This is a genomic window from Bacillus sp. YH3-2-B2, assembly GCF_053663335.1.
Map to the genome: position 1 here is coordinate 916,578 of NZ_JBSJQE010000001.1, position 13,404 is coordinate 929,981.

General features: G+C 44.2%; 13 protein-coding genes. 11 read left to right on the top strand and 2 right to left on the bottom strand.

Features of this window, described 5'->3' with window-relative positions; translation table 11 throughout:
* Positions 1 to 54: 54 nt before the first annotated feature.
* The 6 genes from ACWJJX_RS04305 to ACWJJX_RS04330 all read left to right on the top strand — a co-directional run bounded on the left by ACWJJX_RS04305 (position 55) and on the right by ACWJJX_RS04330 (position 5,018).
* Positions 55 to 330, top strand: a complete 276-nt coding sequence (locus tag ACWJJX_RS04305) for a YmzC family protein (protein WP_071391798.1) — start codon at positions 55 to 57, stop codon at positions 328 to 330.
* 82 nt (positions 331 to 412) lie between these two features.
* A complete protein-coding gene (locus ACWJJX_RS04310; RefSeq protein WP_003154062.1) occupies positions 413 to 628 on the top strand; it encodes a hypothetical protein in 216 nt (71 codons plus the stop codon).
* A gap of 259 nt (positions 629 to 887) precedes the next feature.
* Positions 888 to 1,280, top strand: coding sequence for a class Ib ribonucleoside-diphosphate reductase assembly flavoprotein NrdI (gene nrdI / locus ACWJJX_RS04315; protein ID WP_003154061.1), 393 nt, complete (start codon positions 888 to 890; stop codon positions 1,278 to 1,280).
* Positions 1,240 to 3,342: a class 1b ribonucleoside-diphosphate reductase subunit alpha gene (gene nrdE / locus ACWJJX_RS04320; RefSeq protein ID WP_003154060.1), complete on the top strand. Its 2,103-nt coding sequence runs from the start codon at positions 1,240 to 1,242 to the stop codon at positions 3,340 to 3,342. The genes nrdI and nrdE overlap by 41 nt, the downstream gene beginning before the upstream one ends.
* 17 nt (positions 3,343 to 3,359) lie before the next feature.
* Complete coding sequence (gene nrdF / locus ACWJJX_RS04325; protein ID WP_024085331.1) at positions 3,360 to 4,349, top strand: class 1b ribonucleoside-diphosphate reductase subunit beta; 990 nt, start codon at positions 3,360 to 3,362, stop codon at positions 4,347 to 4,349.
* 48 nt (positions 4,350 to 4,397) lie between these two features.
* Positions 4,398 to 5,018, top strand: a complete 621-nt coding sequence (locus ACWJJX_RS04330) for a hypothetical protein (protein ID WP_172614705.1) — start codon at positions 4,398 to 4,400, stop codon at positions 5,016 to 5,018.
* 49 nt (positions 5,019 to 5,067) lie between these two features.
* Here the strand turns inward: ACWJJX_RS04330 and ACWJJX_RS04335 are convergent, their stop codons facing one another.
* Complete coding sequence (locus ACWJJX_RS04335; RefSeq protein ID WP_015388201.1) at positions 5,068 to 5,826, bottom strand: N-acetylmuramoyl-L-alanine amidase; 759 nt, start codon at positions 5,824 to 5,826, stop codon at positions 5,068 to 5,070.
* A 306-nt stretch (positions 5,827 to 6,132) separates the two neighbouring features.
* On the opposite strand from ACWJJX_RS04335, the gene spoVK reads away from it, so the two are divergent.
* The 5 genes from spoVK to glnA all read left to right on the top strand — a co-directional run bounded on the left by spoVK (position 6,133) and on the right by glnA (position 11,681).
* Positions 6,133 to 7,101, top strand: coding sequence for a stage V sporulation protein K (spoVK, locus tag ACWJJX_RS04340; protein ID WP_015417523.1), 969 nt, complete (start codon positions 6,133 to 6,135; stop codon positions 7,099 to 7,101).
* A 129-nt stretch (positions 7,102 to 7,230) separates the two neighbouring features.
* Positions 7,231 to 8,493 carry a GTPase HflX gene (gene hflX / locus ACWJJX_RS04345; protein WP_095318235.1) on the top strand — a complete coding sequence of 421 codons (1,263 nt, stop codon included), beginning with the start codon at positions 7,231 to 7,233 and terminating at the stop codon, positions 8,491 to 8,493.
* A gap of 16 nt (positions 8,494 to 8,509) precedes the next feature.
* Complete coding sequence (locus tag ACWJJX_RS04350; RefSeq protein WP_454022758.1) at positions 8,510 to 9,775, top strand: methionine gamma-lyase family protein; 1,266 nt, start codon at positions 8,510 to 8,512, stop codon at positions 9,773 to 9,775.
* A 109-nt stretch (positions 9,776 to 9,884) separates the two neighbouring features.
* Positions 9,885 to 10,289, top strand: coding sequence for a MerR family transcriptional regulator (locus tag ACWJJX_RS04355; RefSeq protein WP_007410366.1), 405 nt, complete (start codon positions 9,885 to 9,887; stop codon positions 10,287 to 10,289).
* A gap of 57 nt (positions 10,290 to 10,346) precedes the next feature.
* Positions 10,347 to 11,681 (top strand): type I glutamate--ammonia ligase, encoded by a 1,335-nt coding sequence (gene glnA / locus ACWJJX_RS04360; protein ID WP_003154048.1) that lies wholly within the window; start codon positions 10,347 to 10,349, stop codon positions 11,679 to 11,681.
* A gap of 225 nt (positions 11,682 to 11,906) precedes the next feature.
* Here glnA and ACWJJX_RS04365 read toward each other — a convergent pair whose 3' ends face one another.
* The gene (locus ACWJJX_RS04365; protein ID WP_146283498.1) at positions 11,907 to 13,001 is read right to left on the bottom strand and encodes an L-dopachrome tautomerase-related protein; all 1,095 of its coding nucleotides are present in this window, start codon (positions 12,999 to 13,001) and stop codon (positions 11,907 to 11,909) included.
* Between the last annotated feature and the right edge of the window lie 403 nt (positions 13,002 to 13,404).

The window sequence follows — 13,404 nt, forward strand, 5'->3', positions numbered from 1 at the left end:
CGTCTGTATATTGCAGGCCGTATATCGGAAAGATAAAAGGGGGTACGGAAAATCGTGTTCGAAAGTGAAAATGAACTGAGAAGAATCAGGATTACGCTCGTTTGGATCGCTGTTTTTTTGCTGTTTGGAGCTTGCAGCAATCACGAGACGGTGGTGACGGATGATGACGGCGGCTTGGCGGATGCCGAACCGCAGACAGAAGGCGTGGTGCAGCTGGAACATAATCGTTTCGGCATTGTCGAGGACGGTTACTTAAAAATATACCGCTATGATGAAAAAACGGATAAAATCGAACTGAAAAAAGAAACGGCGCTGGATGAGCTTGAATAAATTTCACAAGCGTTCGAATTTACAAAGCGGGCCGCACAAGCTACACTAAGTACTGACATTGATCATGCAGAGGGTGAGACGATTGAAACACAAGGTGATAATCAACCATTGGGAAGAAACTTGTGAAGATGATTCCTGCTATGAATATGGAACCAGCATCATCGTTGACGGCAAAGAACTGATCAGAGAGGCTTCCATCACAAGCGCTCTGAAAGCCGTACTGAAAGAAATCGGTGCTGATGTGGAGATTGAAGAAACCGTTGAAAGCGAAAAAAAATGTGATTCTTACAAAAAATAAGAATAAAAGTCTAGACTACTAAGCAGTTTTTTTTCATGTTATGATAGACATCGGCTTACACATGACACCTTGAGTAGGATGAGAGATGATTCTCGTTCTGCTCTCTTTTTTGGGCGTTAATCGGGCCGGAGCCAAAGTCCGCTCTTTCAAAAATATGAATTTTTTATAAATCGATCTCAATATGTTGTGTTTTTCTGAGAGGTTAGTATACTATATATAGTGTTAAGAGATTCATTATTTTTGATAGGTCGTGATAAGGATGGTTCAAATCATATTTGATTCAAAGACAGGGAATGTTCAGCGTTTTGTGAATAAAACAGACTTTCAGCTGATCCGCAAGGTGGACGAAACGGACCACGTGGACACTCCGTTTGTTTTGGTCACCTACACGACAAACTTCGGTCAGGTACCGGCATCAACACAATCATTTCTCGAAAAATACGCCCATCTCTTATTAGGAGTCGCTGCGAGCGGCAACAAAGTATGGGGCGATAACTTTGCAAAAAGCGCCGATACCATCTCTAGACAATATCAGGTGCCGATCTTGCACAAATTTGAACTCAGCGGCACATCTAAAGACGTTGAATTGTTTACTCAGGAGGTAGAAAGAGTTGTCACAAAATCAAGTGCCAAAATGGATCCAGTTAAATAACGAAATCATGATCCAACAAGATGGAAAATTCCAGTTTGATAAAGATAAAGAGGCTGTACATAGCTATTTTGTAGACTATATCAATCAAAACACAGTTTTCTTTCACGATTTAAAAGAGAAGCTGGATTATTTGATTGAAAACCAATACTACGAAGAGGAATTCTTAAGCCTTTATTCTTTTGAAGACATTAAAGAAGTGTTTAAGACAGCTTACGCTAAGAAGTTTCGTTTTCCTTCCTTCATGAGTGCGTTTAAATTCTATAATGACTATGCTTTGAAAACGAATGACAAGAAAAAAATCCTCGAGCGTTATGAGGACCGGATCTCAATTGTTGCGCTGTTCTTCGCAAACGGCGACACTGAGAAAGCAAAAGAATATGTGAATCTGATGATCAATCAGGAATATCAGCCGAGCACACCGACATTTTTGAATGCCGGCAGAAAACGCCGCGGAGAACTTGTGAGCTGTTTCTTGCTCGAAGTCAATGATTCCTTAAACGACATTTCAAGAGCGATCGATATTTCCATGCAGCTGTCTAAACTGGGCGGCGGGGTTTCTCTTAATCTGTCCAAGCTTCGCGCGAAAGGTGAAGCGATTAAAGATGTTGAAAACGCCACAAAAGGTGTTGTAGGCGTCATGAAGCTTCTTGATAATGCGTTCCGTTATGCTGACCAAATGGGGCAAAGACAAGGCTCTGGCGCGGCGTACTTAAACATTTTCCACCGCGATATCAATGACTTTCTTGATACGAAAAAGATTTCTGCGGATGAAGATGTGCGTGTCAAAACGCTTTCTATCGGTGTCGTCATTCCGGATAAGTTCGTTGAGCTTGCACGTGAGGACAAAGCGGCTTATGTATTCTATCCGCACACGATTTATAAAGAATACGGCCAGCATATGGATGAGATGGACATGACGGCGATGTATGAGGAGCTTGTCGACAACCCGCGTGTCAAAAAAGAAAAAGTGAATGCGCGCAAATTGCTTGAAAAGCTTGCCGTTCTCCGTTCTGAGTCAGGTTATCCGTACATTATGTTCCAGGATAACGTAAACAAAGAGCATGCGAATAACCACGTATCAAAAGTGAAATTCTCGAACCTTTGCTCTGAAGTGCTTCAGGCGTCACAGGTTTCGGCTTACACAGATTATGACGAGGAAGACGAAATCGGCCTGGACATTTCCTGCAACCTTGGTTCATTAAATATTTTGAATGTCATGAAACATAAATCGATTGAGCGCACGGTGAAACTCGCGACGGATTCCCTGACTCATGTATCTGAGACGACGGATATCCGCAACGCGCCGGCAGTCAGACGCGCGAACAAAGCGATGAAGTCGATCGGTTTAGGCGCCATGAACCTTCACGGCTACCTGGCCCAAAACGGCATCGCTTATGAAAGCCCGGAAGCAAGAGATTTCGCGAATACGTTCTTTATGATGGTGAACTTTTATTCCATCCAGCGTTCTGCTGAGCTTGCGAAAGAAAAAGGCGAAACGTTTGAGCATTATGAAGGCTCCACTTATGCAACGGGAGAATATTTCAATAAATACATCGAAAAAGAGTTCTCACCGGCATACGAAAAAATCGCTGCGCTCTTTGAAGGCATGCACATCCCGACAATCGAAGACTGGAAAGAGCTGAAGGCGTTTGTCGCTGAAAACGGCATGTACCACAGCTACAGACTGTGCATCGCGCCGACAGGCTCCATTTCCTATGTCCAATCCAGCACGGCGTCCGTTATGCCGATCATGGAACGGATCGAAGAAAGAACATACGGAAATTCAAAAACGTATTACCCGATGCCGGGGTTAGCGTCTAATAACTGGTTCTTCTACAAAGAAGCTTATGATATGGACATGTTCAAAGTGGTGGATATGATCGCGACAATCCAGCAGCATATCGATCAGGGAATCAGCTTTACCCTGTTTTTGAAAGATACGATGACAACTCGTGATCTGAACCGTATTGATCTGTATGCCCACCATAGAGGCATCAAAACCATTTACTATGCAAGAACGAAAGATACCGGGCAGGACAGCTGTCTTTCTTGTGTCGTTTGATTAAAGGAGAGTTAACAGTGACAAAAATTTATGACGCAGCAAACTGGTCAAAGCATGAAGATGATTTCACCCAAATGTTTTACAACCAAAACGTAAAGCAGTTTTGGCTTCCGGAAGAGATCGCATTAAACGGCGATCTTCTTACTTGGAAGTATTTGGGTAAAAATGAGCAGGATACGTACATGAAGGTGCTCGCCGGCCTGACACTGCTTGATACAGAGCAGGGGAACACGGGCATGCCGATTGTGGCCGAGCACGTCGAGGGCCATCAGCGAAAAGCGGTTCTTAATTTCATGGCGATGATGGAAAACGCGGTGCACGCAAAATCATATTCAAATATTTTTATGACGCTTGCTCCGACTGAAACGATCAACGAAGTATTTGAATGGGTTAAACAAAATAAATATTTGCAGAAAAAAGCGCAAATGATTGTCGGGCTTTACAAAGCCATTCAAAAAGATGATGAAATTTCACTGTTTAAAGCGATGGTCGCATCGGTTTACTTAGAAAGCTTCCTTTTCTACAGCGGTTTCTATTATCCGTTATATTTCTACGGACAGGGAAAACTGATGCAAAGCGGCGAGATCATCAACCTGATTCTTCGTGATGAAGCGATCCACGGTGTATATGTCGGACTGCTGGCACAGGAAATATACAATAAACAAACAGAAGCGAAAAAAGCGGAACTTCGCGAATTTGCGGTTGAGCTTTTAGAAGAGCTTTATCACAATGAGCTTGAATATACAGAGGATCTCTACGACCAAGTCGGGCTGTCTCATGACGTAAAGAAATTCATCCGCTATAACGCCAATAAAGCTTTGATGAACTTAGGGTTCGATCCTTACTTTGAAGAAGAGGATATTAATCCGATCGTATTAAACGGATTAAACACCAAAACAAAATCACATGATTTCTTCTCCATGAAAGGGAACGGCTACAAAAAGGCGACGGTAGAACCGATTAAGGACGAAGATTTTTATTTTGGCCAAGATGAAGAGCAGATATAATATCTGCTCTTTTGGCTTGAGTGGAGAGGTAAGACAGGAGGAACGGGCATGAATAAAATGGATGAAATCATCTTGGCTGCACCGCGGAGTGACGTCTTTCAAAACGAAATGCTGACATTTCAGGGAGTCAACAGCCAGGATGAACGTATCATAAAAATTATGGCTCAGATTGAGGCGCATTTTTTTGAAATCAGAAGAGGCGACGCGGAAGAGGACCCGCGATTTAAACAGCCGATTCCGTATGTCGTCATCCGCCGTGATGATGAGGTATTTGTGTATGAGCGGCTCGCGGGCGGAGGGGAATCGCGCCTCCATAATAAGCTTTCTCTCGGCTTCGGCGGACACATGAACCCTATGGAAGGGGCGGCTTCATTTTCGGAAGTGCTGAAACAGAACACCGACCGGGAGCTGGCGGAAGAACTGTACATTCGCGAGGAGGACAAACAAAACATTGTCACACTCGGCCTGATCAATGATGATGAAAACGATGTAGGGAAGGTGCATATCGGCATCCTTTCTGCGCTCCAGTTAGCGTCTGCAGCACAAGTCGAAGTGAAAGAAAAAGATCAAATCGCCGGGTGCTGGATGAAACTGAGCGAACTGAAAGAGGAAAATGTGTATCAGCGTCTTGAAGCTTGGTCTCAGTTTGTCGCCGATATACTTCAATAACAAAAAACCCCCGTTCGTCCCAAAAAAGGGAGAGCAGGGGTTTTTTCATTTAGTCTTGCACAATGAAGGCATCAAATCCGGCTTTTTCGGCCCGCGCTGCCAACGCTTCAGCATAATCTCTGGAAGAGAATGCGCCGATCTGCACTTTGAATAAGCCGCCTTTTGGAAGCACAATCGCGTCAAAACCTTTAGACACCGCATCGGCGGCAAGCGCATCAGCATTTGCTTTCACTTTGAATGCGCCGATTTGCACTTTATATAAGTCAGCCTTTTTTTTTAGACCGAAAGCTTGCTCCAAGCCCTTGGCATGTCCTCTTGCAAGGCTTTCAATAAAACTGGCTGTTTTCAGTTTGTTTGCATCAGCTGACGTATCAACAAAACCATTCTCCGTCAAAATCGCCGGCATACTTGTCTCCCGCAGCACATGGAAGTTGGCTGTTTTTTTTCCGCGGTCATTAAAACCCGATGCTTGAATTACTTGCGTGTGGACGGCTGATTGGTAAGTCGAGGTCGGCGCTCCGACACCGGGGTAAATATAGCTTTCGAATCCGGTTCCGCCTCCTGAGTTAATATGAATGGATAAAAAATAATCTGCGCCCCAGCTGTTGGCGGCATCCGTTCTTTCCGTCAGGCTGACCGTCTTATCGCTTGTCCTGCTCATCGTGACAGAAACTCCTTCATACTCATTCGTCAGAATCGTGCGCAAAGCCAGCGCGATCTCCAGCGTGACCGCTTTTTCCTGAAGTCCGTTTCCGGTTGCACCTGAATCAGTTCCGCCATGACCGGGGTCTATAAAAATTTTAACCATTCTCCATCACCTCATTACAGCATATGATGATATTCAAAAGGTGCTTGTACGGCTGTCATTCATGAAAAAAATGAGAAATACACCCAACATTTCCCGGAAAATAAAAATAAATGGTTTGTCCTCCCGTTTTTGCTGAATACAATAAGAAATGAAAAATATTTCTCGGGAAAGCGCAGGATTCAACATCATTCCCGAAGAGAACGGAAAAAGTGACAGATAAAGAGGAAAACGGGCCTCATGATGATAGGCGGATGTCACAGAACCGCTTCATCATGAGTAAGATAAAGAGAGAACAGAGAGGTGAGCATGTTGGAGCGCGCTGTAACCTATAAAAATAACGGACAAATTAACATCATTCTTAATGGCCAAAAGCAAGTGCTGACAAATGCAGAAGCTGAGGCGGAATATCAGGCCGCCCTGCAAAAAAATGAAGCCAAGCACAGCATTCTGAAAGAAATTGAAAAAGAAATGAACACATTAGTGGGTATGGAAGAAATGAAACGCAACATTAAAGAAATTTACGCGTGGATATTCGTCAACCAAAAACGGGCCGAACAAGGGCTGAAAGTCGGAAAACAAGCTCTTCATATGATGTTCAAAGGGAACCCCGGCACCGGGAAAACCACCGTCGCGAGACTGATCGGCAAGCTTTTCTTCGAGATGAACGTTCTTTCCAAAGGACATCTGATCGAAGCGGAACGTGCCGATCTCGTCGGTGAATACATCGGACACACGGCGCAAAAAACGAGAGATCTGATTAAAAAATCGCTTGGGGGCATTTTATTCATTGATGAAGCATACTCACTTGCAAGAGGCGGAGAAAAGGATTTCGGTAAAGAGGCGATTGATACGCTTGTCAAACATATGGAAGACAAACAGCATGAATTTATTCTGATCCTGGCAGGGTACTCGAGAGAAATGACACATTTCCTGTCATTAAATCCCGGTCTGCAATCGCGCTTCCCTATCAGCATCGATTTTCCGGATTACTCTGTCACTCAGCTGATGGACATCGCAAAGCGCATGATAGCAGAGCGGGAGTATCAATTAAGCCAGGAAGCCGAGTGGAAGTTAAAAGATTACTTAATGACAGTGAAAAGCACGACAAGCCCCATTAAATTCAGCAACGGGCGCTTTGTCAGAAACGTGATTGAAAAATCAATCCGCGCTCAGGCCATGAGACTTTTAATGGGAGACCAATACTTAAAAAACGATTTAATGACGATCAAGAGCCAGGATTTACTTATAAAAGATGAGGCGGCAGCTCACGAATAGACCTCTCAGCCGGTTTGAGGGGTCTCTTTTTTATTTCTCTCTTTAAAACCCGCCGGATGTGTGGTATACGCCCTGCGGGTTTGGTATGATAGTACTACTGCCCAATACGACACAGAAAGGAACATCCATTTGAACGAACAGGAAGGAAAAATAGAAACGGTCATTTTGGTCGGCTGCCAGCTTCCGCACATGACAGATGAGCACTTTGAACATTCCATGGAAGAGCTTGCTTCATTGACAAAAACGGCTGACGGAACGGTGCTGACCCGGATTACGCAAAAACGGAACAGAGCGGATGCCGCTACATACATAGGCAAGGGGAAAGTAGACGAGCTGAAGGCGCTGTGTGAAGAGCTTGAAGCGGATCTGGTTATTTTTAATGATGAACTGTCACCGAGCCAGCTTAAATCACTCGCCACTGCAATTGAAGCGAAGATCATCGATCGCACGCAGCTTATTTTGGATATATTCGCAAAAAGGGCGAAGACGAGAGAAGGAAAGCTTCAGATCGAATTGGCCCAGCTTCAATACGCGCTGCCGCGTCTGAGCGGACAAGGAATCAATCTCTCAAGACAAGGCGGCGGAATCGGGACGAGAGGGCCCGGTGAGACAAAGCTTGAAACAGACCGGCGCCACATTAGAAACCGCATACACGAAATTAACGTGCAGCTGTCAACGGTTATCCGCCACAGAAGCCGTTATCGGGAGAGACGCAAAAAGAACGGCGTGCTTCAGGCTGCACTCGTCGGTTATACCAATGCAGGAAAATCAACGTGGTTCAATCAATTAACAAGCTCAGACAGCTATGAAGAAGATCTGCTGTTTGCAACACTTGATCCGATGACGAGAAAGATGGCGCTCCCAAGCGGCTACAGCGTCCTTTTGTCTGATACGGTCGGTTTCATTCAGGATCTGCCGACGACGCTGATTGCCGCTTTCCGTTCAACGCTTGAGGAAGTGAAGGAAGCAGACTTGATCATTCATGTCATTGATTCATCCAATGAAGATTATGCCGGGCATGAACAGACTGTCCTCGGTCTGTTAAAAGAGCTTGAGGCAGATGATATTCCGGTGCTGACCGCTTATAACAAACGTGACGAGACACTTCCTGACTTCATCCCGACAGCGGGAGAAGGCCACATCATGATCAGCGCCAGAATCGCCGGGGATGAAGCAAAACTAAAAGCGGAAATCGAAGCTTATTTGCGCCGAGAGCTGATGATGCCGTATGAAGTTCATGTGCCTGCCGCTGAAGGCAAATTGATGTCACGCATCAAATCAGAGACCATGATCGACAGCCTTTATTTTAATGAAGAAAATGAACGCTACGAAGTCTCAGGTTATGTACAGGAAGAACAAAGCATACTCGGAGAATTGAAGAAATTCATGTAAGGAAGGTATACACAACATGTTTGACACACTGACCCACGGCGCTCTTTTACAAAAAACCGCCGAAGAAACAGAAGCGGAAATCTCCGCCGTTCATAAAAGAATAGAAGAAATCAGTGAACGGAATGAATGGAGAGTCCTGCAAAGCTACAGAAAACATAAAGTAAGCGATACGCATTTTACGCCTTCAACCGGATACGGTTATGATGACGTCGGACGAGATACACTGGAGAAGATCTATGCTGATGTGTTCGGAGGAGAGGCGGGACTTGTGCGGCCGCAAATCATTTCGGGTACGCATGCGATTTCAATCGCGCTCTTCGGTGTGCTGAGACCCGGGGACGAATTGCTTTATATCACAGGCAAGCCTTACGATACACTCGAGGAAATCGTCGGAGTAAGAGGCGGGGAGTATTCAGGCTCGCTTAAGGAATTTCAAATCGGATACAATGCAGTCGATTTAACATCAGAAGGCAGAGTGGACTTTGAAGCAGTCCGGGCTGCAATCCAACCGAATACAAAAGTGATCGGCATCCAGCGTTCAAAAGGATACGCGAATCGTCCGTCTTTCAGAATAAATGAAATTGAAGAGATGATTCGTTTCGTAAAGGAAATCAAAGAAGATGTCATTGTTTTTGTGGACAATTGCTACGGAGAATTTGCAGAAGAGCGGGAACCCTGCCACGTCGGAGCGGATCTTATGGCCGGCTCCCTGATTAAAAACCCGGGCGGCGGCCTTGCTAAAACGGGCGGCTATCTTGTAGGGAAAGCCAAGTGGATTGAGGCCTGCTCTTACCGGATGACCTCCCCGGGAATCGGAAGTGAAGCCGGGGCTTCGCTTTATTCACTGCAGGAAATGTATCAAGGTTTCTTTCTCGCTCCGCATGTAGTGGCGCAAAGCTTGAAGGGAGCGGTATTTACCGCCCGTTTTCTTGAAAAGCTCGGCTTTACGTCAAACCCTGCATGGAATGCGCCGAGAACGGATCTGATTCAATCAGTTGAGTTTCAGGACCCTGATAAGATGATCGCTTTTTGCCAGGCGATACAATATGCTTCACCGATTAATGCGCATGTGACGCCTTATCCGAGCTATATGCCGGGATATGAAGACGATGTCATTATGGCAGCGGGCACTTTCGTACAGGGAGCAAGCATTGAATTATCAGCAGATGGACCTATCAGACCGCCTTATGTCGCGTATGTCCAAGGAGGATTAACCTACGCGCACGTGAAAAATGCGATTTGCAGCGCCGTAAATGCTTTAATGGAAAAAGAGCTGATTTAGGCCGGTTGCAATTTTCAAAGAATTTGATGTTAAGATTCCTTACATTGTATTGACACAAAATATAACATCACCTATAATGAGACTAAGATAAGAAAAGGAGGAAATTGAGATGAGTGATAACATTCGCCGCTCAATGCCTTTATTTCCAATTGGAATTGTCATGCAGTTAACAGAACTTTCTGCCCGGCAAATTCGATATTATGAGGAAAATGGATTGATATTTCCAGCGAGAAGCGAAGGAAATAGACGATTATTTTCATTCCATGATGTAGATAAACTGTTAGAAATCAAAAATCTGATTGAACAAGGCGTCAATATGGCGGGGATCAAACAAATTCTGGATAAGGCATCTGCCGAACCGGAAGAAAAATCCGAAAAAACCGCCAAACCGATGAAGCACAATCTGTCTGATGACGAACTCAGAAAGCTTCTGAAAAACGAACTGATGCAGGCAGGCCGTTTCCAGCGGGGAAATACTTTCCGCCAAGGTGACATGTCCCGATTCTTTCATTAATCCGTTAGCAACTGTTTTGCTATATACATTTACCTTTTAGAGGAGGAGTTTTACGAAATGGCAAAGTACACAAGAGAAGACATCGTAAAATTAGTAAATGAGGAAAACGTAAAGTATATCCGCCTTCAATTCACAGACATTCTCGGAACGATTAAAAACGTGGAAATTCCTGTGAGCCAGCTTGAAAAAGCACTTGATAATAAATGCATGTTCGACGGTTCTTCCATCGAAGGTTTCGTCCGTATCGAAGAGTCTGATATGTACTTATATCCTGATCTGAACACTTTTGTAATCTTCCCGTGGACGGCTGAAAAAGGTAAAGTAGCACGCTTCATCTGTGACATTTACAATCCGGACGGCACGCCGTTCGAAGGTGACCCGCGTAACAACCTCAAACGGATTCTGAAAGAAATGAAAGAACTCGGTTTCAGCGATTTCAATCTTGGACCTGAGCCTGAATTCTTCCTGTTTAAATTAGATGAAAAAGGCGAACCGACGCTTGAATTGAACGATAAAGGCGGATACTTCGACCTGGCTCCGACTGACTTGGGAGAAAACTGCCGCCGCGATATCGTGCTTGAGCTTGAAGAAATGGGCTTTGAAATCGAAGCATCTCACCATGAAGTTGCTCCGGGTCAGCACGAAATCGATTTTAAATATGCCGGTGCCATCCGTTCTTGTGACGACATCCAAACTTTCAAACTGGTTGTCAAAACGATCGCCCGCAAACACGGTCTGCATGCGACATTCATGCCAAAACCGCTGTTCGGCGTAAACGGTTCCGGTATGCACTGCAACCTATCACTCTTTAAAGATAACGTTAACGCATTCTTTGATAAAGACGCTGATCTTCAGCTGAGTGAAACAGCAAAACATTTCATTGCCGGTATCGTAAAACACGCGACAAGCTTTACGGCTGTCACAAACCCGACAGTGAACTCTTACAAACGCCTTGTTCCGGGCTATGAAGCACCTTGCTACGTGGCATGGAGCGCGCAAAACAGAAGCCCGCTGATCCGTATCCCGGCTTCCCGCGGCATCAGCACGCGTGTTGAAGTCCGCAGCGTAGACCCGGCGGCAAACCCGTACTTGGCGTTAAGCGTATTGCTTGCAGCAGGCCTTGACGGAATCAAAAACAAACTTGAAGCACCGGCTCCGATTGACCGCAACATCTACGTCATGAGCAAAGAAGAGCGCATGGAAAACGGCATCGTAGATCTTCCGGCGACACTGGCGGAAGCTCTCGACGAATTCAAATCAAACGAAGTCATGGTTGCAGCGCTCGGCGAGCACCTGTTCGAACACTTCATCGAAGCAAAAGAAATCGAATGGGATATGTTCCGCACGCAAGTTCACCCTTGGGAGCGCGAACAATACATGTCTCAGTATTAATCTCTCAATCCCTTGGCACTATTGGTGTCAGGGGATTTTTTGATTTTGTCATAAGATTAAGAGGTCGATATTTTGGTCCTTGACCAAAATATGACCAAAAAAAATTGAAGTTATGAATCTAACTCCATAATTGAGGACACGTATTTATTGTAATCCCTTATTCGGTTTAGGATGAAGGCTACATGAAGCCAATTATGCTCTAAAATGAACCGGCCATTTTTATTTTCAATAGGAAGGAGCAGGAAATTCATCAATTTTGATACGAAGTAAACTATAAGGTTTCTGTCGTAAGTCTTCTCCATAATGAAATCTAGCCTGCCGATGTAATTGGTTCACGATGACGTATAAGTATCCATCCGGACCAATCGAAAAAGTATCCGGCCATAAAATTCTCGGATCATGTGCGATGGTTTCCATTGTGCCATTCGGCAGCATCTTTCGAATACTATTGTTCTCGTAATCTCCGGCATAAACGGCTCCTTTTGCATCTGTAATCATTCCATCAGACGCGCCTTTTTCTCCCCAATACGCCACATGATAAAGTAAATCCATGTCCGATATATTTCTATCTCTCAGGGCTTCTGTTGAGATAGAGAACAAATGGCGGCTGGTCAGGGGACAAAAAAATAATACCTTTCCGTCGGGAGAGATCGCAATACCGTCGGATGCCAGCCTAAATGGGGAAGTTGAACCATCCTTGTTACGATTCATCAAAATTTTGCCTTCTACTTTCGGTACAAAAGAGGAATCCGGTGAAGTTGGATTTGCTCCATTTAACCGTCTAAATGCGTTTCCGGTTTCTAAATTAACGACGATAATAGCTCCTGGTCCTTTGGAAGAAGAATCCGTTATATAGGCATAACCTGCAGTTCCGACACGAAAATCAAATCGGACATCATTCAGGTAAGTTGTTGGAAGGACAACATCTTCTGTAAAGGTATACACTCTTCTGATTGTATTGGTTTTTAAATCAACAGCGACTAATTTTGCCCCGCCTTTAATTGGTTCAGAAAAATTGGGTGCCGCTGTATCTAGTATCCAAATCGTTCCTCTTCCATCAGCAACTACACTTTGGACACTGATGAAAGTCATTTTGATATTCTCAAGGTTAACCAAATTGGTTTGTAAATCAGGATAAGGCTGCAATTTATCCCCAATTATTTCCGCAACCGTAAATTTAACATCGTCTCCCCATTTCGGAAAACAAATGAATATACGACCGGTTTCTGAGACAGTAACACCGGTAGGCATAGCTCCATAAAATGCATAAACCAGTTCTAAATCACCAAAATATTTTTCAAAAGGCAGCATAGGTTTCATAATATCCTCCTCAACCAATTAAACGGGATATCACTTATATATGATTCGCATTTTTTCAAGTGCATGTTTCTTAATAAGTTTTACTAAACAAAAAATGATGGAAGTGCTTATCATTTAATAAATCAGTCAGGTGACACATGGGGTTTTTACTTAACGTCTGTCGAAGGAGCCGGCAATTACAACATGGTATGTCCTTTGATCGGTTTTAAATTTTCTGAAAAAAGAGTTGAAAAAGCAGAAAAGATTTTATAATATGAAATCAAGTTAGTTTGTTCGATCAACAAACTAATAAACCACTTTAATTGTCCTTCATGTAAAGGTCTTAAATGGAAGGGGGATAAGAGGCTCAATTTAATTGGAGGTATATATAAAACGAAAGCCAAGCTTTTATTCTGTTCACTAT

Excerpts from the sequence above, each read along its gene's own strand:
- ACWJJX_RS04350 (WP_454022758.1), top strand. The coding sequence starts at position 8,510 with ATGTTTGACACACTGACCCACGGCGCTCTTTTACAAAAAACCGCCGAA.
- ACWJJX_RS04365 (WP_146283498.1), bottom strand. The coding sequence starts at position 13,001 with ATGAAACCTATGCTGCCTTTTGAAAAATATTTTGGTGATTTAGAACTG.
- glnA (WP_003154048.1), top strand. The coding sequence starts at position 10,347 with ATGGCAAAGTACACAAGAGAAGACATCGTAAAATTAGTAAATGAGGAA.
- nrdI (WP_003154061.1), top strand. The coding sequence starts at position 888 with ATGGTTCAAATCATATTTGATTCAAAGACAGGGAATGTTCAGCGTTTT.
- ACWJJX_RS04335 (WP_015388201.1), bottom strand. The coding sequence starts at position 5,826 with ATGGTTAAAATTTTTATAGACCCCGGTCATGGCGGAACTGATTCAGGT.
- ACWJJX_RS04330 (WP_172614705.1), top strand. The coding sequence starts at position 4,398 with ATGAATAAAATGGATGAAATCATCTTGGCTGCACCGCGGAGTGACGTC.
- spoVK (WP_015417523.1), top strand. The coding sequence starts at position 6,133 with ATGTTGGAGCGCGCTGTAACCTATAAAAATAACGGACAAATTAACATC.
- ACWJJX_RS04355 (WP_007410366.1), top strand. The coding sequence starts at position 9,885 with ATGAGTGATAACATTCGCCGCTCAATGCCTTTATTTCCAATTGGAATT.